19 protein-coding genes are annotated in these 18,223 nt (G+C 63.1%); 7 read left to right on the top strand and 12 right to left on the bottom strand.

Going from position 1 to position 18,223, the window contains the following annotated elements:
- Nucleotides 1–34: 34 nt before the first annotated feature.
- The 7 genes from scpB to ACXAF5_RS08805 form a co-directional block, all read right to left on the bottom strand.
- Entirely contained in the window at nt 35–718 is a 684-nt protein-coding gene (gene scpB, locus ACXAF5_RS08835; RefSeq protein WP_474946317.1) for an SMC-Scp complex subunit ScpB, read from the bottom strand.
- Nucleotides 718–1,515: a segregation and condensation protein A gene (locus ACXAF5_RS08830; RefSeq protein WP_474946316.1), complete on the bottom strand. Its 798-nt coding sequence runs from the start codon at nt 1,513–1,515 to the stop codon at nt 718–720. Before ACXAF5_RS08830 ends, scpB begins: the two co-directional genes overlap by 1 nt.
- The gene (locus ACXAF5_RS08825; RefSeq protein WP_474946315.1) at nt 1,508–2,644 is read right to left on the bottom strand and encodes a glycoside hydrolase family 3 N-terminal domain-containing protein; all 1,137 of its coding nucleotides are present in this window, start codon (nt 2,642–2,644) and stop codon (nt 1,508–1,510) included. The genes ACXAF5_RS08830 and ACXAF5_RS08825 overlap by 8 nt, the downstream gene beginning before the upstream one ends.
- A gap of 4 nt (nt 2,645–2,648) precedes the next feature.
- Nucleotides 2,649–3,968 (bottom strand): SPOR domain-containing protein, encoded by a 1,320-nt coding sequence (locus tag ACXAF5_RS08820; protein ID WP_474946314.1) that lies wholly within the window; start codon nt 3,966–3,968, stop codon nt 2,649–2,651.
- 110 nt (nt 3,969–4,078) lie between these two features.
- Nucleotides 4,079–5,821, bottom strand: coding sequence for an arginine--tRNA ligase (gene argS / locus ACXAF5_RS08815; RefSeq protein ID WP_474946313.1), 1,743 nt, complete (start codon nt 5,819–5,821; stop codon nt 4,079–4,081).
- 71 nt (nt 5,822–5,892) lie between these two features.
- Nucleotides 5,893–6,192: a YciI family protein gene (locus tag ACXAF5_RS08810; RefSeq protein WP_239321864.1), complete on the bottom strand. Its 300-nt coding sequence runs from the start codon at nt 6,190–6,192 to the stop codon at nt 5,893–5,895.
- Between the two features lie 86 nt (nt 6,193–6,278).
- The gene (locus ACXAF5_RS08805; protein ID WP_474946312.1) at nt 6,279–7,430 is read right to left on the bottom strand and encodes a deoxyguanosinetriphosphate triphosphohydrolase; all 1,152 of its coding nucleotides are present in this window, start codon (nt 7,428–7,430) and stop codon (nt 6,279–6,281) included.
- A gap of 90 nt (nt 7,431–7,520) precedes the next feature.
- Between ACXAF5_RS08805 and ACXAF5_RS08800 the strand changes: the two genes are divergently transcribed.
- Nucleotides 7,521–7,844 carry a HesB/IscA family protein gene (locus ACXAF5_RS08800; protein WP_239321867.1) on the top strand — a complete coding sequence of 108 codons (324 nt, stop codon included), beginning with the start codon at nt 7,521–7,523 and terminating at the stop codon, nt 7,842–7,844.
- Between the two features lie 153 nt (nt 7,845–7,997).
- On the opposite strand, the gene ACXAF5_RS08795 is transcribed toward ACXAF5_RS08800, so the two are convergent.
- Together ACXAF5_RS08795 and ACXAF5_RS08790 are read right to left on the bottom strand one after the other, a co-directional pair.
- Nucleotides 7,998–8,981, bottom strand: a complete 984-nt coding sequence (locus tag ACXAF5_RS08795) for a DMT family transporter (protein WP_474946311.1) — start codon at nt 8,979–8,981, stop codon at nt 7,998–8,000.
- Entirely contained in the window at nt 8,978–10,042 is a 1,065-nt protein-coding gene (locus ACXAF5_RS08790) for a DUF6902 family protein (RefSeq protein ID WP_474946310.1), read from the bottom strand. The genes ACXAF5_RS08795 and ACXAF5_RS08790 overlap by 4 nt, the downstream gene beginning before the upstream one ends.
- A 117-nt stretch (nt 10,043–10,159) precedes the next feature.
- On the opposite strand from ACXAF5_RS08790, the gene ACXAF5_RS08785 reads away from it, so the two are divergent.
- Entirely contained in the window at nt 10,160–10,465 is a 306-nt protein-coding gene (locus ACXAF5_RS08785) for a hypothetical protein (RefSeq protein WP_474946309.1), read from the top strand.
- A 254-nt stretch (nt 10,466–10,719) separates the two neighbouring features.
- The gene (gene xth / locus ACXAF5_RS08780) at nt 10,720–11,526 is read left to right on the top strand and encodes an exodeoxyribonuclease III (RefSeq protein ID WP_474946308.1); all 807 of its coding nucleotides are present in this window, start codon (nt 10,720–10,722) and stop codon (nt 11,524–11,526) included.
- A 180-nt stretch (nt 11,527–11,706) separates the two neighbouring features.
- On the opposite strand, the gene ACXAF5_RS08775 is transcribed toward xth, so the two are convergent.
- Entirely contained in the window at nt 11,707–12,876 is a 1,170-nt protein-coding gene (locus ACXAF5_RS08775; RefSeq protein ID WP_474946307.1) for an FAD-dependent oxidoreductase, read from the bottom strand.
- A 94-nt stretch (nt 12,877–12,970) separates the two neighbouring features.
- The gene (gene dksA, locus ACXAF5_RS08770) at nt 12,971–13,393 is read right to left on the bottom strand and encodes an RNA polymerase-binding protein DksA (protein ID WP_005634254.1); all 423 of its coding nucleotides are present in this window, start codon (nt 13,391–13,393) and stop codon (nt 12,971–12,973) included.
- A 187-nt stretch (nt 13,394–13,580) separates the two neighbouring features.
- Between dksA and ACXAF5_RS08765 the strand changes: the two genes are divergently transcribed.
- The 4 genes from ACXAF5_RS08765 (at nt 13,581) to ACXAF5_RS08750 (ending at nt 17,593) form a co-directional block, all read left to right on the top strand.
- A complete protein-coding gene (locus ACXAF5_RS08765) occupies nt 13,581–14,420 on the top strand; it encodes an AAA family ATPase (RefSeq protein ID WP_239321879.1) in 840 nt (279 codons plus the stop codon).
- Nucleotides 14,421–14,665: 245 nt separating this feature from the next.
- Nucleotides 14,666–16,027 (top strand): DUF2927 domain-containing protein, encoded by a 1,362-nt coding sequence (locus ACXAF5_RS08760; RefSeq protein WP_474946306.1) that lies wholly within the window; start codon nt 14,666–14,668, stop codon nt 16,025–16,027.
- Nucleotides 16,028–16,220: 193 nt separating this feature from the next.
- Nucleotides 16,221–16,388, top strand: a complete 168-nt coding sequence (locus ACXAF5_RS08755) for a hypothetical protein (RefSeq protein WP_239321883.1) — start codon at nt 16,221–16,223, stop codon at nt 16,386–16,388.
- 20 nt (nt 16,389–16,408) lie between these two features.
- Nucleotides 16,409–17,593, top strand: coding sequence for a vWA domain-containing protein (locus ACXAF5_RS08750; protein WP_474946305.1), 1,185 nt, complete (start codon nt 16,409–16,411; stop codon nt 17,591–17,593).
- A gap of 183 nt (nt 17,594–17,776) precedes the next feature.
- Here the strand turns inward: ACXAF5_RS08750 and ACXAF5_RS08745 are convergent, their stop codons facing one another.
- Nucleotides 17,777–17,989: a hypothetical protein gene (locus ACXAF5_RS08745; protein WP_474946304.1), complete on the bottom strand. Its 213-nt coding sequence runs from the start codon at nt 17,987–17,989 to the stop codon at nt 17,777–17,779.
- Nucleotides 17,990–18,223: the final 234 nt, after the last annotated feature.

Genomic DNA, 18,223 nt, shown 5'->3' with positions numbered 1-18,223 from the left:
GAGTGCGGCGATTTCTTGGCATCGCGCACATGCGTCAGTCTTCGTCGAACAACTCTGGCTGTTCCTCGTCGCGGCGTTCGTCCTCGCTGTCGCCCTGACCGATGGGGAATGCGCCCGGTGGTGGGCGGTTCTCCAAGAGCCCCGCCGCGCGCAGTTCCTTAAGCCCCGGCAGATCGCGCGCGCTTTCCAGGCCAAAGTGATCCAGAAAGGTCGGCGTCACCACAAAGGTCACCGGCCGCCCCGGTGTCATCTTGCGCCGCCCGAGCCGGATCCACTCCATCTCCAGAAGCTGGTCGATGGTGCCGCGCGACACCGATACGCCGCGGATTTCCTCGATCTCGGCCCGGGTCACCGGCTGGTGATAGGCAATGATCGCCAAAGTCTCGATGGCGGCGCGCGACAGCTTGCGGCTCTCCACCGTTTCCTTCTGCATCAGATAGCCGAGATCCGGGGCCGTGCGCATCGCCCAGGCCTCGCCCACCTGCACCACCCGCACACCGCGCCCCTCGTAGCGTTTGCGCAGATGCTCCAGCGCCTCGCCGGGGTTGCAACCATGCGGCATACGCGACATCAGATCACGCACCGTCACAGGCTCCGCACTGGCAAAGAGCACCGCCTCCACCATACGCTCCTGTTCCGCCATGGGGGGCGCGTCAAACAGGCTGTCGCTGTCACCGCGCGGCGATTGCTGCGCGTCAGTCTGGGTCTGGTCGTCCATCAACTCTCCTCTGGCCGGTTGCGCAGCTGGATCGGGGCAAATGTTTCGCTCTGGCGGATTTCCATCTTGCCCTCCTTTACCAGTTGCAGCGAGGCGGCGAATGTCGCGGCGGTCGCCGAGCGGCGCTTGACCGGATCACTGTGCCAGCCATCCGGCAGGTAGCTCAGCATATCGGTCCAACTGCCGGTAAAGCCAAGCAGCCCGCGCATGCGTTCCAGGGCTTCTTCCATGGTGAACACGCTGTCGCGGTCCATCACAAAGGGGCGGAATTCATCCTTGGTGCGGATGCGGGCATAGCCCTGCATCAGGTCGAGAAGGTTCGCCGTATAGGTCACCGTCTTGATGCGCTGCACGTCCTCGGCCTGTCCCCGCGCAAAGAAATCGCGCCCCAGCCGGTCGCGCGCCATCAGGCGGGCCGCCGCATCGCGCATGGCCTGCAAACGCTCCAGCTGAAACGCCAGATGTGCGGCCAGTTCCTCACCCGAGGGGCCTTCCTCTTCGGGGTCCGGGGGCAGCAGCAGGCGGGATTTCAGGAACGCCAGCCAGGCCGCCATTACCAGATAGTCGGCGGCCAGCTCGATGCGCAGCTCCTTGGCCTTTTCCACAAAGGTCAGGTACTGGCGCGCCAGCTCATAGACCGAGATCTGGCGCAGATCGACCTTCTGCGTGCGCGACAGCGTCAGCAGCAGATCAAGCGGCCCTTCAAAGCCCTGCACATCCACGATCAGCGCCTCGGCTTCGAGCCGCTCCTCGACCGTCAGTGTGTCCTCTGGAAATAGCGAGTCTTCGTCAGCCATATACCTGTCCGCCCATGAGGGCAGATAGTTCCGCCTCCACCGCCTCGGTGTCAAGCGCAGCAGGGGTTTGGCGGCAGGCAAGTGCCGCCTCGGCGCGCCGTTGTGCGGCGTCAGTCATCAGGCCGGCAGCCTCCACAACGGCAGCACGGGCCGCCAGCGAGGAGTTGCAAAACAGCGCAACATCGCAGCCTGCATCGAGGGATGCCCGCGCAATTGCCCCGGCCGCCATGTCTGGATCGTCTGGCCGCAGGCCGGACAGCGCCCGACCCTCCCGTTTTGTCGAAGACAAACCTCCGGTTTGACGGGAGGGCGCTTCGTCCCCACCCAGGCTCGGGCGCTCTACTGGTTGCCGAAGCTCAGGTGCCCACAAGGCCTTCATCGAGATATCATCGGTCATCACCAGACCATCATAGCCCAGTTCCTGCCGGATCACCTGCATCATCACCGGCGAGAGCGTCGCCGGGCGCGGATCAAACGCGTCGTAAACCAGATGTGCCGTCATCGCCATCGGCAGATCCTTCAGCGGCGCAAAGGCGGCAAAATCCTCGGCCCGCAGCACCTCAGCCGGGGCCGTCACATGTGGCAGATCATGGTGGCTGTCCATGGTGGAGCGGCCGTGACCGGGGATATGCTTCATCACCGGCACCACGCCACCGTCCAGGTGCCCCGCCGCACAGGCGCGGGCAATCGCGGCCACATCGGCGGCATCCGTCCCGTAACAGCGATTGCGCAGGAACGGATGCGTCCCCGCGCCCGCGACATCCGCCAGCGGCGCGCAGTTGCTGTCGATGCCAAGGTCGTGCAGTTCCGCCGCAATCAGCCGCGCCCGCAGATACATCGCCCGCATCGGGTCAGAGGCTGCCTCCACATGATCCAGCGCCGGACGCCACTCGCGCGCAAGCGGCGCGCGCAGTCGCTGCACCCGGCCCCCTTCCTGATCGATGGTGATCAGACAGTCATGCCCCGCCGCCGCGCGAAAATCATCACACAACGCGCGCAGCTGATCGGCGCTCTCGATATTGCGGGCAAAGAGGATAAAGCCAAAAGGCGCTGCCTCGCGGAACAGCGCCTTTTCATCAGCCGTCAGACGCAGACCTTCTGCGTCGAGGATCGTCGCGCCAAACCGCATCCGCTCAGCGCATCGTCACAGGGATACAATCCGCATTGCCCGCCACCAGGGCCGAGCAGAAGCGACGCGCGTCCGACAGGTCCTCGAACCCATGGGCGCGCAGACGGTAGAAAATCCGGCCACCGCTCTCGGCACGCTGCACCACGCGGGATTTATCGTCAAAGAACTCGCCAAATTTGCCGCTGATCCGGGTCCATTCGCTACGCGCAACCTCGGCGCTTTCATAGGCGCCCAGCTGTGCCAGCCGGGTGCCCACGGCAAGGCTCTTGGGGTCGACCTCCGCCGCGGCGCTGCGTTGCGGCGCCGCGCTCTCGTTTGCGGCCACGGGAGCAGGCGCAAAACGGGCCGGCCGGACAAGCGGACGCGGGGTGACGCGCACGCCGGGGGCATTGCGCACGGCTGCGGGCACTTTGGTCGCATCGATGGAGGCCACGGTGGCACCGTCCAGCGGTTCCGGCTGCACGATCGCCGCAGAGGTCTCGCGCAGATCCTCAAGTGGCACCGCCCCGTCGGTCAGGGACGCCACCAGCGCGTCGATGTCGTTGCTGCGCTGCTCGATCAGAGAGACATCCGCCTCGGGCGCCTCAGAGGTTTGCGCCACCTCGGTCGCCGCGCTTGCCGCGGCTTCCAGCGCCGCTTCTTCTTCGGCTGCTTCTGTCAGGGTCGGCACCGGCTGATCGTCTTCGGTAAGGGCGATCGCCTGCGGGGCAAGCCGCAGCGTGTCGGCGGGATCCTCGGCGATGCCGTTGGCCGCGACCGCGTTCACCGCCAGCCCCTGATGATCCGCCAGCTCGCCACCGGGATCTTCGGGCGCCACCCGCATCGGGCCGGACACCGCACTCACCACCGGCACGCCAGAGACATCGCGCATGATCAGCTTGTAGCCCCAGACAGAGATGCTCACCACCAGCGCGATCGAGGCCGCAGCGCCCAGGAACGCGGCCATGCGGCCCAGCTCTCCGCGCCCCGCTTGCGGGGCAAACAGCTCTTCCTCGTCGCCGCCATAGCCATCGCCATAGTCGCCGACATAGTCATACCCCGCATCCGGGTAGCCATCCGCCGCCGCATAGGCGCCCGTAGACCCACCACCGGCACCGGCGCCGGAAAAGGTCCCGACGTTGACCGATGGGGACGGGCTGATGCCAAAGCTGGGATAGGGTGTTTCCGGCACCGCCGCCTCGACCACGGGGTCCGCCGGGGCTGGCGCCGGCTCTGCCGCGCGAGAGTATTGATGAGAGGAAAACGGATCGAAGGCCACGCCCCCGTTATCACCATCGCCATTTGAAGAGGGGGCGCTGGCGCCCACCTGTGCAAAATATGCCATATCCGCCTCACTGCCCTTGTGTCACAGGCGGCCCGCCTGAAATCCGGCGGGGCCACTGTGCATCGGGTCTCTTGATCTGCCTCGATCCGGCGGTTCGGGTGACTTTGGTGTCACATCTCCTGCGCCGGTTTGACGCCAAGAATACCAAGCCCGGCGGAAATGACAATGGAAACAGCCCGCGCCAGCGCCAAATTGGCATGTGTTGCCGATTGGCTGCTCTCATTAACAAATCGTAAACTTTCTTCAGATTTGCCAAGGTGGTACAGCCCGTGCAAATCAGACGCCAGATCATAGAGGAAGAAGGCAATCCGGTGCGGTTCATTGGTCCGCGCGGCGATCTCCACCTGGCGCGGCCACTCGGCGACTTTCCGCGCAACCGACAGCTGCGCCTCATGTGTGAGCAGGCTCAGGTCCGCCGCATTCAGGGTCGCATCATCGCAGGCAATCCCCGCCTCGCCTGCCTTGCGCAGGGTCGAACAGATCCGCGCATTGGCATATTGCACGTAGAACACCGGGTTGTCCTTGGACTGCTCCAGCGCCTTGTCGAGATCAAAGTCAAAGCCCTGATCGTTCTTGCGCGTCAGCAGCATGAACCGGGTGACATCCGAGCCGACGGCATCAACCACATCGCGCAGGGTAACAAAGGTCCCTGCCCGTTTGGACATCTTGAATTCCTGCCCGTCCTTGAACAGCTTCACCAGCTGGCAGAGCTTGATATCCAGCGGCACCCGACCATCGGACAGCGCCGACACCGCCGCCTTCATCCGTTTGACATAGCCACCGTGATCGGCACCAAAGATGTCGATCAGCATGTCAAAACCGCGGCTGACCTTGTCATAGTGATAGGCGATGTCGGGCGCAAAATAGGTCCAGGCGCCGTCGGATTTCTTCACCGGACGGTCGACGTCATCGCCGTGTTCGGTGGATTTGAACAGGGTCTGCTCGCGCGGCTCCCAATCGTCGGGCTTCTTGCCCTTCGGCGGCTCCAGCACGCCTTCGTAGATCAGCCCCTTCGCCTCCAGGCTGTCCAGCGCCGCTTCGATCCGCCCGGTGCCATAGAGGGATTTCTCCGAGTAGAAGACATCCATCTTCACGCCCAATAGGCCGAGATCCGCGCGGATCAGATCCATCATCATCTCGGTCGAGAACGCGCGCACCTGTTCCAGCCAGACATCCTCGGGCTGGCCGACAAAGGTATCACCGAACTTCTCCTTCAGCGCCGCGCCGACGTCCTTGAGGTACTCGCCGGGATAGGTGCCATCGGGGAATTCCACGGTCTGGCCATGGGCCTCCAGATACCGCAGATAGGCGGAGCGGGCGAGCACATCGACCTGCGCGCCGCCATCATTGATGTAATATTCGCGGGTGACGTCATAGCCCGCATAGTCCAGCAGGCTCGCCAGCGCGTCGCCAAAGACCGCGCCGCGGGTGTGGCCCACATGCAAGGGCCCCGTCGGGTTGGCGGAGACATATTCGACGTTGACCTTCTTGCCCTGCCCCATGTCGGAGCGGCCATAGGCCTCGCCCTCATGCAGCGCCTTGCCCAGCACGCTTTGCCAGACCGTCAGATCCAGCCGCAGGTTCAGGAACCCCGGCCCCGCCACCTCGGCGGAGGTGATGCGCGCATCCTGCGCCAGCTTTGTGGCCAGCGCCTCGGCAATGTCGCGCGGCTTGCTCTTGGCGGGTTTCGCCAGCACCATCGCCGCATTGGTCGCCATGTCGCCATGCGCCGCATCTCGGGGCGGCTCCACGGTCACATTGGCAAAATCGAGCCCCTCCGGCAGCGTGCCTTCAGCCGTCATGGCCGCGAGGCTGTCGATCACAAGCGTACGAATATCGGTAAAGAGGTTCATATCTGGCGTCCCATAGGTATCAGCCTCTGCGGATACCGAGGGGCGCGCTCAGGGTCAACCGTCGAAGCGGCTCAGCGCAGGAGCCGGACCAGCGGGTCCTGCTCTGTCTCCCTGCGGATCACCGGACGGCGCAGCCCGGCCACGAAATAGGGATCGCGCTGGATCAGCCGCATCACATCCTGCCGGGTCTCGGCCTCGACGGTCCAGATGGCGCCGGGAAAATCCTGCATCGGCGTCAGGGCCAGCGGGCCGCCGATCTGCAATCCCGGGCAGGCGCGCACAAATGCGATATGCGCGGCACGGCGCGCCGGATCGGTCCGCAGCGCGGAGACGCCGTCACTGTCCTCGAATGTCACAATCCAACACGGCATGAGCGGTCCTTTCGCTCCTGCATGTGAAACAGCACGCGGGCCGCTCATAGGGCCAGCGGCACGTCATGATAGCGCCAGTTGCCCGGTCAGCTGGCCAACTCGCCAAGCGCCAAGCGGTCATAGAGTTGCAGCGCAAAGCGATCCGTCATTCCGGCGATATAGTCCGAAACGATCCGCGCCCGGTCGGTTTCGGTCTCGGCCCGGCCGATCTCCTCGTGCCAGCGCTCCGGCATCGCCATCGTGTTCTTGAGGTAATAGGAAAACAGCGCCTTCACCACCACGGCGACGCGCTCGCGCACCACCATCACCGAGGGCGCGCGGTACATGCGTGTAAACATGAACGCCCGCAGTTCCTTCAACTGGGCCCAGACCTCGTCCGAGAACGTGACCACCGCATGATCCAGCGCGCGGATCTCTTCGACTGACTTCGCACCGGAGGCGGCGATCTTGGCCCTTGATGTGTCGATCACGTCGCTCACCATCACACCGAAAAAGCGGCGCAGCGCCTCGTGCCGGCGGCGGTTCTTGTCGAGGCCGGGGTATTTGGCATCCACCTCCGCATAGGCCGGCGCGATGATCGACAGGCTACACACATCGTCATCGTTGAACAGGCCCGCGCGCAGACCGTCATGCAGATCATGGTGGTTATAGGCGATGTCATCCGCCAATGCCGCCACCTGTGCCTCGGCGCTGGCATGGGTGTGCAGCTCCAGATCGATCCCGTTGTTGCAGGCCGCCAGCGCCCAGGGCAGCTCGCCAATCACGGGGCCGTTGTGCTTGGCAATCGCCTCCAGCGTCTCCCATGTCAGGTTCAGCCCGTCGAATTCGGCGTAGTGCTTTTCCAGCGCGGTCACGATGCGGATCGCCTGCGCATTGTGATCAAACCCGCCGTAAGGCGCCATCATCTCGTGCAGCGCATCCTCGCCGGTGTGGCCAAAGGGCGTGTGGCCCAGATCATGTGCCAGCGCCACGGCCTCGGTGAGCTCCTGATTGAGCCCCAGCGCCCCCGCAATGGTACGCCCCACCTGCGCCACCTCAATGGAATGGGTCAGCCGGGTGCGGTAATTGTCGCCCTCATGCTCGACAAAGACCTGTGTTTTGTGCTTTAGCCGCCGAAAGGCGCTGGCATGGATAATCCGGTCCCGATCCCGCTGGAACGGCGAGCGAAAACTGCTCTCTTCCTCGGAAACGGATCGCCCGCGCGAACGGTCGGGCATGGTGGCATAGGGCGCGTACATGTGTTTCTTTTCCCCGGCAAATCTTGTCGCCTCGCGCGCACCTTTCTATATTTGACCTGACGCTGCAACACGCCATCGGAGAAAACCAGCATGCAACTGCCCCCAAAAGTGACGGATCGCGCCTTTGACCGGCTCGCCGAGATCGGCGCAGCGGATCAGGGCCAGGCCCTGCGCATCGCGGTCGAAGGCGGCGGCTGCTCGGGCTTTCAATATGAAATTGCGCTCGACACGCCAAATTCCGACGACCTCGTGCTCGAAGGCAAGGGTCAGAAGGTCGTCGTCGACGAAATCTCTCTGCCGTTCCTGGAGAATGCGGTGATCGACTTTACCGAGGAACTGATCGGCGCGCGCTTTACGATCGAGAACCCCAACGCCACCTCCAGCTGCGGCTGCGGCACGTCGTTTTCGATGTAACGTGCTCGCGCCGCCACGGCTTGGGCCCGGCGGCGCGTGCTTGGGCACCTCAGCCCCCCGCGGGGCAGGATGTGGCCCATATATCCAGCACGTGACCAACCGTCGCCCGAGCGCCAATCGCATTTACAGACAAACGCGCAGACCGGCTGACGCTCAGCGCCCGGCCCGCCAGGTGCCACGGCGCCGCGCCCGACCCGTGGATACGATATTGCGCGCCTGCGTCCGCCGCCGACCGCCACCGGGCACCGCGGGCAGGCGTGGCTTAGGCTGTGCCGCGGCGCGCGCGGCTTGTGCCTGGTCCCACACCAGGAACACACCGGAGGCCGCGACCACCGCCATGCCCAGATAGGTCGTCACCGGCGGCACTTCTCCAAAGGCGACGAGCCCGATCAGCGCCATCCAGACAAATTGCAGGTTCAGCAAGGGTGTCACGGTATAGGCTGGCAGATGTCGCAGTGCCAGCACCAGCAGCCAGCGCGCGCCAAACAGCAACACCGCATAGGCCCCCACCCAGGCCAGATCCGTCGCCGTCATCGGCTTCCAGACAAAGGGCAGAATGCAGAGCATCACCAGCCCCAGCGTCAGGTTCGGATAGAACACCTGCGCCAGCACATTGCCGTCATAGCGGCTGATGTAGCGCGCCATGACGATGGACAGGGTTCCGAAACTCATGCCGGCCATCGCCATCGCCGAGCCGGTGAACGCGCCCATATGCACCCCCGGGTGCATCACCAGCAACCCGATGCCGCCGAGGCAGATCGCCAGCCAGACCGCAGGCCGGATGCGCTCTTTCAGGATCAGACCGGACAGCACCGCCGCCATCAACGGCATGAGCGCGACAAAGACAAACACCTCGGCCAGGGCCAGATACCGGAAGGCAAAGTAGAAGCTGGTGCAGGCCAGAACGGTTGCCACCGCCCGCACCGCCATTGCGCGCGGACACTGTGTCCGGAGGCGTTCGGGATGTCCCTGCATCCGGCTGGCCGCCAGGCAGAACCCCGCCACCAGCAGGCCGGAGACGGCAAACAGCTGCGCGGGCGCAAACCCCGTGGCGATCAACTTGGTGATCCCATCGGCGCCGGCAATCAGGCCGGTGTAGATCAGGACCGCCAGAACCCCAAAGGCGACCGGACTCATTGCGGCCCAACCTGCCCAAATCGCGCGAAGGTCTCAAAGAAGGCTTCAAACGCGGGCGTGCTGGCCTCGGCCTGCGCCAGAACCTCGCGCTCTTCGGCGCTCAGCGCCTGGCACAAGCTGCTCTTGATCTTTGGCCAGTCTCCTGGCGCCTGGTCCAACAAGGTATAAAGCGCCATCGACACCCCCCGTAACGCACCGGGGCTATGCGGCCCCTCAATCACTACCGACCCTTCGCAGTCTGCATCAGAAAAGGCCGTGCGTCCAACCACAAGTTGAAACCAGTTGCACATAAGGTAGGGATGGTAGTCATCGTTGCCGACCCATCCGCGGGCCGGGGTGAGGGAAAACCCATGCAGCTGACGGTCCAGCCAGGCCTGCCACTCCGCGGGCGGCGCCTCGTCACAGAACCGCATTGCGATGCAGATTTCCGACAGCAAATCAACGTCTTGGTCGAGGTAGGCCACCAGCCCGGCAAACAGCAGGCTCTGCCATTCCTCCGGCTCCAGCTGCAGCGGCCGGCGCCCGTATTCGGACAGGTAGAAGACCACATGCGTCAGCTCATAGGCCGCCTTGCGATTGGGCACCGCAAATTCCGCACTCTGGCGCATAAACGCGCGCAACCGGTCGTCGAGCCCGTCGACCCCGGCCAGCTCGATCCCCCTGCGCGCGAGGAGCCTGCGCGCCTCCGCCCGTTGCAGATCGGACATTTCACTGACCCCGACCGCCCGGCGCGCCACCCAATCCGCCATGACCTCACCACGCGTTCCCGGCAGACCGAGATCCTCCAGATCCAGGCAGATCGAAAGAATGAACCGGTAATACTGGCGAAAGAAATTCAGATGCCGCAGGCTTCCTTCATAAAAAGGAAACAAAGGCTCCATTACTTCATTTTTTATTTTACTACCTGTGGTTTCTAAAACATTCAGAAGCTCTGCATTTTCTTTCAACCACAGAACGTCAAGACGATCCTTGCGAAATGAACCAAAACTCTCGAGGAGTCCCGGGATTGGGGATTCAGGTTTACGCGCCCGCGCCAAAGAAAATGAAAGCACTTGCCCCATGACAGCCCCCGATGTTCGGAAAATGAAATTTGCCCCGGCCGGAAACTGGATCACACCTCCATCCCGGCCGGGGATGGTGAATTACTTCACCGGATCGAGGCAGGTCGAAGACACCATATGGGTATCATCGCCGGCGTGCAGATCACTCTTGGATGTGGAAATACATGTGGAGCTGTAGAGGGATACATGCGCGCCCTCATGTTCACCACCGAGGCACGTCGAGCTGACCAGGCCCACATTCTCACCCGCAAAAGCACCGGAAACGGTTTCGGACACGACAACAGTCTTTTTCAAAGCACCCATGATTTTTCTCCTCATCTGGATAAATCGACAATTAAAAGCTGCCAGCCCTCCAAAAATAATCAAGCATTAAATTGCGACACGACAGAAATAGAGAATAAACCTTACATTAATTTCGATTAACAATAAATTGATTTCGGGATGCATTCGGACTTGCCCACAGAAAATCCACAGCATTACCCACAACTACAAAACTGCAAAACAAATTGAAGCACCGACAGGTTGTGCGTGCATTCTTGCTAAGCGGGATCACAAAGGGTGATTCTCTCGCAAACCGGGTATCTGCGCTTTGCCCGCGCCGCGGTGCCGGGGGACGCCTTGCGGGGGGCGGAGTTTTGGGCGATAGACATCGCAGCACGTTCAATTCGGAGGCCGCCATGAAGATCGCCAGTTTCAACATCAACGGCATCAAGGCCCGTGTGAACGCCCTGGCCGACTGGCTCGACGAGGCCCAGCCCGATGTGGCGGTGCTGCAGGAGATCAAATCCGTCGACGAAGCCTTCCCCCGGGAGATCTTTGAAGAGCGCGGCTATAACGTGGAAACCCACGGCCAGAAGAGCTTCAACGGGGTAGCGATCCTGTCCAAGCTGCCGCTGGAGGATGTCCGTCGTGGCCTGCCCGGGGATGACAGCGACGAACAGGCGCGCTGGATCGAGGCAACGGTGGTGGGCAAACAGGCCCTGCGTATTTGTGGCCTCTACCTGCCCAACGGCAACCCGGTCGAACTGAACGATGACGGCACGCCGGTTGCCGGGGGGAAATATGCATATAAGCTCGGCTGGATGGAGCGTCTGAGGGCGCGCGCCACCGAGTTGATGGCGGATGAGATGCCGGCGCTGATGGCGGGCGACTACAACATCATCCCCCAGGCCGAGGATGCCAAACGCCCCGAGGCCTGGCGCGAGGATGCCCTGCACCGCCCCGAAAGCCGCGCCGCGTTTCAGCGTATCGTGAACCTCGGCTTTACCGAAGCCTTTCGCGCCCGCACCCGTGGCCCCGGCCACTATACCTTCTGGGACTATCAGGCGGGGGCGTGGAACCGCGATGACGGCATCCGCATCGACCATGTCCTGCTGACACCACAGGCAGCGGATCTGCTGCGCGACTGCCAGATCGACAAGGACATTCGCGGGCGCGAAAAACCCTCTGATCACGTTCCGATCTGGGTTGATCTGGATCTCTGACGCAAAAATCGCGCACAGCGGCCACGCCGGGTGCCCTCCCGCCCGTCGCGGACAGCATTAAAATGCGCCCGCTCCCGTTGGGCCGAGCGCCGCGCAGGCGCGCCCTTCGGGCGCGCCTGCGCGGCGCTGGTCGCTTTGGGCTTTGCCCAAAGCGAAATCCCTCATCACATTCAGGAGTGATTAGCGCGCCGTCTCGTCGTGGCGATAGATCCAGTCAAACTGGCTCACCATTTTTTGCGGCGCAAACGCCCCCGCCGCACGCAGCATCTGATGAGCAGGCCAGCTCAGTGGCGGGCGCAGGTGATATTTCCACGCATTGCCATTGGCCGCCTCCACCACCTTGGCCACCCGGGCCCGGCGACGCAGCTGATAGGCCGCCAGTCCCGCCTCAAGATCATCCGCAGCGGACAGGCAATCCGCCAAGGCATAGGCATCTTCCAGCGCCATATTCGCCCCCTGCGCCATAAAGGGCAGCGTCGGATGCGCCGCATCCCCCAAGAGGGCCACACCGTCACGCCCCCAAACCTGCGCCACCGGATGGCGAAACAGCCCCCAGAGCTTCACGTCGCGCACATCCGACAGCATCTCCGCCGCAAGGCCTCCGAACATCGCAAACGCCCGCCGCAGGTTTTCGGGATCGTCCCCGTGGCTCCAGCTTTCCTCCGCCCATTGCCGCCGCTCCTGAGCCGCCACCAGATTGACCAAAGAGCCGTCTTTCAGCGGATAGGCCACCAGATGCCGCCCCGGCCCCATAAAGACCTGCGCTTCGGCCGGCAGATCAAACCGGTTTGGCACCGTCGCCCGCCACGCCACCTGTCCGGTAAACTTCGGCGCCCCTGCGGCGTTGAGCACCGGACGCACCCGCGAGTGCAGCCCATCCGCGCCGATGACCAGATCGGCGCCGCATTTGGCGCCATTGCCAAGCTGCACCTTCGGACGCGCGCCCGGCACCACCGTGCTTACCTTTTGCAACAGGCGCAGCTGCACGCCGGAGCGGCGCACCGCATCCGCCAGCAGATTGATCAGGTCGGCGCGGTGCACGAAATAATAGCGCAGATCATGGGCGTATTGATCCAGATCCAGCCGCAGCACCTCGCGCCCTTCCCGGTGATGGCGCAGCACCACGGCGCGGGCGCGCTGCGAACACCAGGCCAGGTCATCGGCCAGACCCATCGCCTTCAGCACCGCGACACCGTTCGGTGTCACCTGCAATCCGGCCCCGACCTCGGAGATTTCCTCGGCCTGCTCCAGCACCGTCACCTGCGCCCCCTGGCGCTGCAACAGGTAGGCCGCTGCAAGCCCGCCAATCCCGGCACCGATGACCGTTATCCTGATATCCTTGAAATCCATGCACCCAATGCCCGCTTGCCAATAGCAAGCTCATAACAAAAAAGCGCCGGAGCAAAAGGCCCGGCGCTTTATAAACTTGTGGATGACTGTAAAATTAGTCGTCGCGATGGACCTTCTCGCGCCGTTCATGCCGTTCCTGCGCCTCAAGGCTCATGGTGGCGATCGGGCGGGCGTCGAGACGTTTCAGGGAGATCGGCTCTCCGGTCACGTCGCAATAGCCATATTCCCCCTCGTCAATCCGGCGGATCGCGGCATCGATCTTGGCCACCAGCTTGCGCTGACGGTCGCGTGTGCGCAGCTCGAGGGCCCGGTCGGTCTCTTCGCTGGCACGGTCTGCCACGTCGGGAATGTTGCGGGTGTTTTCTTGCAGGCCCTCGATGGTATCCCGGCTTTCATCCAAAAGCTCGGCTTTCCAGTTCAACAACTTGCGGCGAAAATACTCCATCTGCCGTTCATTCATAAACGGCTCGTCTTCGGCCGGGCGATAGTCCTCCGGCAGAAACACGTCCTGCTTCATTTCGGCTCCTTCGGTCTGGCCCATAATCTTGGTCTCTTCAATCTTTCCAAGCATCATAGCTCCCCCATGCCGCAGCGTTTAATCCCAAGCGCCGCGAATGTCACTACACAATAGTTGCGCGCTGTGATTATACCGGACCCTGGCAGATCAATTCGGCAATACTAAGGCGCAACCGGAGGAAGAGTTGATGAGATTTCAGGGCACTAAGGATTATGTGGCCACCGAGGACCTGAAAGTGGCAGTGAATGCCGCCGTCACGCTGGAGCGCCCCTTGCTGGTCAAGGGCGAACCGGGCACCGGCAAGACCGAGCTGGCAAAGCAGGTTGCCGACGCGCTTGGGTTGCGCATGATCGAATGGAACGTGAAATCCACCACGCGCGCCCAGCAGGGGCTTTACGAGTATGATGCCGTCTCGCGCCTGCGCGACAGCCAGCTCGGTGAGGAGCGCGTTCACGACGTCAGGAACTACATCAAGAAGGGCAAACTCTGGGAGGCCTTTGAGGCGGATGAGAAGGTCGTGCTGCTGATCGACGAGATCGACAAGGCCGACATCGAGTTCCCCAACGACCTGCTGCAAGAGCTCGACAAGATGGAGTTCCACGTCTACGAGACCGGCGAGACCATCAGGGCCAAGCACCGCCCGGTGATGATCATCACCTCCAACAATGAAAAAGAACTGCCCGACGCATTTCTGCGCCGCTGCTTCTTTCACTACATCCGCTTTCCCGATGCCGACACCATGCGCCAGATCGTCGAGGTGCATCATCCCGGCATCAAGGGCGACCTGCTGTCCGCCGCGCTGACGCAGTTCTACGAAATCCGCGAGACGCAGGGCCTGAAGAAAAAGCCCTCCACCTCCGAGGTGATCGACTGGCTGAAGCTTCTGCTGGCCGAGGACCTGAGCCCCGAAGATCTGAAACGGGATGGTGCCAATGCGCTGCCAAAATTGCACGGTGCGCTTCTCAAGAACGAACAGGATGTGCATCTGTTCGAACGCCTCGCCTTCATGGCCCGGCGCGGGCGCTGAGCAGCCCGCCGGATTCCGCCGTTTCTGCCCCGGGCAGAGCCGTTTCAGCCCCGGACAGAAGGCTGCCCCTGCCCCGAGACCGGGCGGGGCGCGGTTGTTTCAAATTCTTGCCTCAATTTTCTGCAAAGACTGTCATACTCTACCGGGGCTGCCGGTCTGGCAGCGATGCGGGGCATGTTCGATTGACGATTTTACTTTTCCTAGCCGCACGGACACGTCGGTGTCTGGCGGCGGTCACAAGACCCATGGCCCTGGCCGGTCTGGCGCTGGCACTGCTGGCGGCAGGATGTGACACGGCCGGATCTCCGCCCTCGCGCGCCTCCTCGGCCTCGACCACGTTGACGCCCCCCCCGATCCGCACCTTTCCCACCCGCGCCGCCACGCCGGCCCATCGTGCCAACAGCGACATGGCGCGGGACTTCCTTGATCTGCATTTTCAACTCGAAGGCGGAACACCGCTGCCGGTCTTCACCCGGTTCGAGGGCCCGGTGCGGGTGGCGATCACCGGGCAGCCGACGGTCACGATGCAACCGGATCTGACAGCACTTCTGGCACGGCTGCGCGCCGAGGCCGGCCTCGACATCCGCATGACCCAAGAGCCAGGCACCGCCAGCATCACCATCGAGGCGGTGCCGCGCCATCGGATCCAGCGCCTGCTGCCCCAGGCCGCCTGTTTTGTGGTGCCCAATGTCAGCTCTCTGGAAGAGTTCCGTCACAACCGCCGCGCGCCGCAGACCGACTGGAAAGAGCTGCGCAGCCGGGACCGGCTGGCCATCTTTGTGCCCAATGACGTCAGCCCGCAGGAACTGCGCGACTGTCTGCACGAAGAGCTCGCACAGGCGCTGGGACCGTTGAACGATCTCTATCGCCTGCCGGATTCCGTGTTCAACGATGACAATGTGCACGCGGTGCTCACCGGGTTTGACATGCTCATCCTGCGCGCGACATATGACCCGGCCCTGCACACCGGGATGACACGCCAGCAGGTGGCCGACCGTCTTCCCGCGATCTTCGACCGGCTCAATCCGCGGGGCCGAACGCAGGCCCCTGCCCCCTTGCCAGCCACGCCCCCCGCCTGGGTGGCGGCGGTTGAAACCGCGCTGGGGGCTGGCTCCAGCGATGCCGACCGCAGGCGCGCCGCCCATGCCACCGCTGCCATTGCCCGGGACCTGGGCTGGCGCGACCACCGCCGCGCCTTTGGGCATTTTCTGGTGGGGCGCTCCGAACAGATCCGCAACCCCGCCTTGGCGCAGGCGCATTTCCGCACCGCGCTGACCTATCTTGGCATCGGCGCCGACACCGCCAAACACCGCGCCCTGATCGAATCGCGCCTCGCCGCCTATGCGCTGCGGGCCGGTGACCTCGATCGCGCGAGCGCGCTGATCGAACGCGCCTTGCCCGCTGCGCGGCGGGGCCAAAATGCCGCACTGCTGTCCACCCTGTTGATGCTCAAGGCACAGCTGGCCGACCTCCGCGGCGATCCGCAAGCTGCCGCTGCCTTACGCACCGACAGCCTTGGGTGGGGGCTCTATGGTCATGGCGCCGAGGTGCCCTATGCCAGCCCGCTGCAGGAGGTGGCCGCCGCACACGAGGCGCCACGCCCGTAACCCGCGCCCCCGCGCTGGAACCGGCATCCTCCCCGCCCGCCACCGGGCCTTTGCACATCCCGGACTCGCAAGCTATATGCGAAACAACCGCCCCCTTTCGCTGGTTGGATCGCGTCCCCAAACCGGCCCCGGGGGTCCACTCCGCGCACTGGCGGTCTCTGACCGGTCAGTCCCAATCTGAATGAGACCCGTCATGATCGTGATCTTCGCATTGCTCTTTGGTGCAGCCCTTGGTGCCTTCAAGGCCCGCAAACGTGGCGGCAATATCGCCGATATGCTGCAATACGGGGCTGTCTACGGCATGATCTTTGGTATCCTCGGCCTGTTCGGCACCATCATCACCCACCGGATGCTGGTCTGACCCAAAACGACGGAGCCCCCATGTTTCAGCCCTTCTTCGAGAACCTGCGCGCCGCCGCCGTTCCGGTCTCATTGCGCGAATATCTTGCGTTTCTGGAAGGGCTCAAGGCGGGTCTGGCCACCTATGACGTGGAGGCGTTCTACTATCTCGCCCGCGCGGTGATGGTCAAAGACGAGCGCAACCTCGACAAATTCGACCGCGCCTTTGCCGCCACCTTCGAAGGTCTAGACCAGATCCCCGCCTCTGCGGTGATGGAGGCCGTGGACATTCCCGAGGAGTGGCTGCGCAAGATGGCGGAGAAACATCTCTCGGCCGAGGAACGCGCCGAGATTGAAGCTCTGGGCGGGTTTGACAAGCTGATGGAGACACTCAAGGAACGCCTGAAGGAGCAAGAAGGCCGCCATCAGGGGGGCAACAAATGGATCGGCACCGCCGGAACCTCGCCCTTTGGCGCCTATGGCTACAACCCCGAAGGCGTGCGCATCGGCCAGCACGAAAGCCGCCATCAGCGTGCGGTCAAGGTTTGGGACAAGCGCGACTTCAGGAACCTGGACGGCGATGTCGAACTCGGCACCCGCAATATCAAGGTCGCCCTGAAACGCCTGCGCCGCTGGGTGCGCGAGGGCGCCGCCGAGGAGCTGGATCTCGACGGCACCATCCGCGCCACCGCCGAAAACGGCTATCTCGATGTCAAGACCCGCCCCGAGCGTCACAACGCCGCCAAGGTGCTGCTGTTTCTCGACGTCGGCGGCTCCATGGATCCGCATATCAAACTGGTGGAGGAGCTCTTCTCCGCCGCCCGCAGCGAGTTCAAGCATCTGGAGTATTTCTACTTCCACAATTGTCTCTATGAAGGCGTCTGGCGCGACAATGCCCGCCGCTGGGATGCCCAGACCCCAACCCATGAGGTGCTGCGGACCTATGGGCCGGATTACAAATGCATCTTTGTCGGCGATGCGTCGATGTCGCCCTATGAGATCGCCTATCCCGGCGGGGCAAATGAGCACTGGAACAAGGAGGCCGGTCAGGTCTGGCTGGAGCGCGCCCGTGCGCAGTGGAGCTCGCATCTGTGGATCAATCCGGTGCCAGAGAAATACTGGGAATACACCCATTCCATCCAGATGATCCGCGAGATCTTTGAGGATCGCATGGTGCCGATGACCCTCGACGGGCTGGAGCGTGGCATGCGGGAACTGACACGTTGAATGACGTGAGAAATATGCCTTAACGCATTGTAAAAGCTACGCTCTCTCAAATTGCAACCCGCATTTGGGGGATCGCTTGGTTTACTGGCCCACAAAAAGTATCAGCGTTATTTCCCCAATGTTTCGCGCACGAAACAATAGGTCAGCTTTGCTGCCACATGCCTTAGGGGCACAGGGCCAATGCTATCCCCAGAGCCCCCACGCCCCCAACAGGACCACTGGCACAAAAAGCCACCCCTGCGGCAACACCCCATAGGACACCCCGCGCAAGGGCGGCACTGCGATGCCAATGCCCGCGGTCACCGCTGCCAGCAGTATCCCCGCCAGCGCCATGTCCGTGCGCCCAAACGCACCGAGACATAAAAACAGCGCCATCAGTGCCAATGCTCCGGTCACCAGATGTCAGCACAATAGAACCGTTTCGCGCACAACCGGGATGAGCTGCTGATCCGCAGCAAGGGGCCGCGCAGATTGACGCCCCCCGACGATCCCATGCACCAAGGTCCAGACTGCAGCCAAGGCCGCCGCACTCAATAAGAAGACATTCATCGGATCAACTCCTGCTCCGTCACCAGCAGTGAACACCGCCCCCGGTAAGGGCGCTATAGGAACAAATGTCGCGGTGCATTG

Source organism: Epibacterium sp. ABV4_022 (assembly GCF_056159345.1).
This window is presented reverse-complemented; position numbering and strand designations above follow the sequence as displayed.

Bases quoted from the DNA above. Each gene is read 5' to 3' on its own strand.
- ACXAF5_RS08810 (WP_239321864.1), bottom strand. From the start codon at position 6,192: ATGCCGTGTTGGATTGTGACATTCGAGGACAGTGACGGCGTCTCCGCG.
- ACXAF5_RS08755 (WP_239321883.1), top strand. From the start codon at position 16,221: ATGATCGTGATCTTCGCATTGCTCTTTGGTGCAGCCCTTGGTGCCTTC.
- ACXAF5_RS08790 (WP_474946310.1), bottom strand. From the start codon at position 10,042: ATGGGGCAAGTGCTTTCATTTTCTTTGGCGCGGGCGCGTAAACCTGAA.
- ACXAF5_RS08765 (WP_239321879.1), top strand. From the start codon at position 13,581: ATGAGATTTCAGGGCACTAAGGATTATGTGGCCACCGAGGACCTGAAA.
- argS (WP_474946313.1), bottom strand. From the start codon at position 5,821: ATGAACCTCTTTACCGATATTCGTACGCTTGTGATCGACAGCCTCGCG.
- ACXAF5_RS08785 (WP_474946309.1), top strand. From the start codon at position 10,160: ATGGGTATCATCGCCGGCGTGCAGATCACTCTTGGATGTGGAAATACA.
- dksA (WP_005634254.1), bottom strand. From the start codon at position 13,393: ATGAAGCAGGACGTGTTTCTGCCGGAGGACTATCGCCCGGCCGAAGAC.
- ACXAF5_RS08805 (WP_474946312.1), bottom strand. From the start codon at position 7,430: ATGTACGCGCCCTATGCCACCATGCCCGACCGTTCGCGCGGGCGATCC.
- scpB (WP_474946317.1), bottom strand. From the start codon at position 718: ATGGACGACCAGACCCAGACTGACGCGCAGCAATCGCCGCGCGGTGAC.
- ACXAF5_RS08830 (WP_474946316.1), bottom strand. From the start codon at position 1,515: ATGGCTGACGAAGACTCGCTATTTCCAGAGGACACACTGACGGTCGAG.
- ACXAF5_RS08795 (WP_474946311.1), bottom strand. From the start codon at position 8,981: ATGAGTCCGGTCGCCTTTGGGGTTCTGGCGGTCCTGATCTACACCGGC.
- ACXAF5_RS08825 (WP_474946315.1), bottom strand. From the start codon at position 2,644: ATGCGGTTTGGCGCGACGATCCTCGACGCAGAAGGTCTGCGTCTGACG.
- ACXAF5_RS08750 (WP_474946305.1), top strand. From the start codon at position 16,409: ATGTTTCAGCCCTTCTTCGAGAACCTGCGCGCCGCCGCCGTTCCGGTC.
- ACXAF5_RS08820 (WP_474946314.1), bottom strand. From the start codon at position 3,968: ATGGCATATTTTGCACAGGTGGGCGCCAGCGCCCCCTCTTCAAATGGC.
- ACXAF5_RS08760 (WP_474946306.1), top strand. From the start codon at position 14,666: ATGGCCCTGGCCGGTCTGGCGCTGGCACTGCTGGCGGCAGGATGTGAC.
- xth (WP_474946308.1), top strand. From the start codon at position 10,720: ATGAAGATCGCCAGTTTCAACATCAACGGCATCAAGGCCCGTGTGAAC.
- ACXAF5_RS08775 (WP_474946307.1), bottom strand. From the start codon at position 12,876: ATGGATTTCAAGGATATCAGGATAACGGTCATCGGTGCCGGGATTGGC.
- ACXAF5_RS08800 (WP_239321867.1), top strand. From the start codon at position 7,521: ATGCAACTGCCCCCAAAAGTGACGGATCGCGCCTTTGACCGGCTCGCC.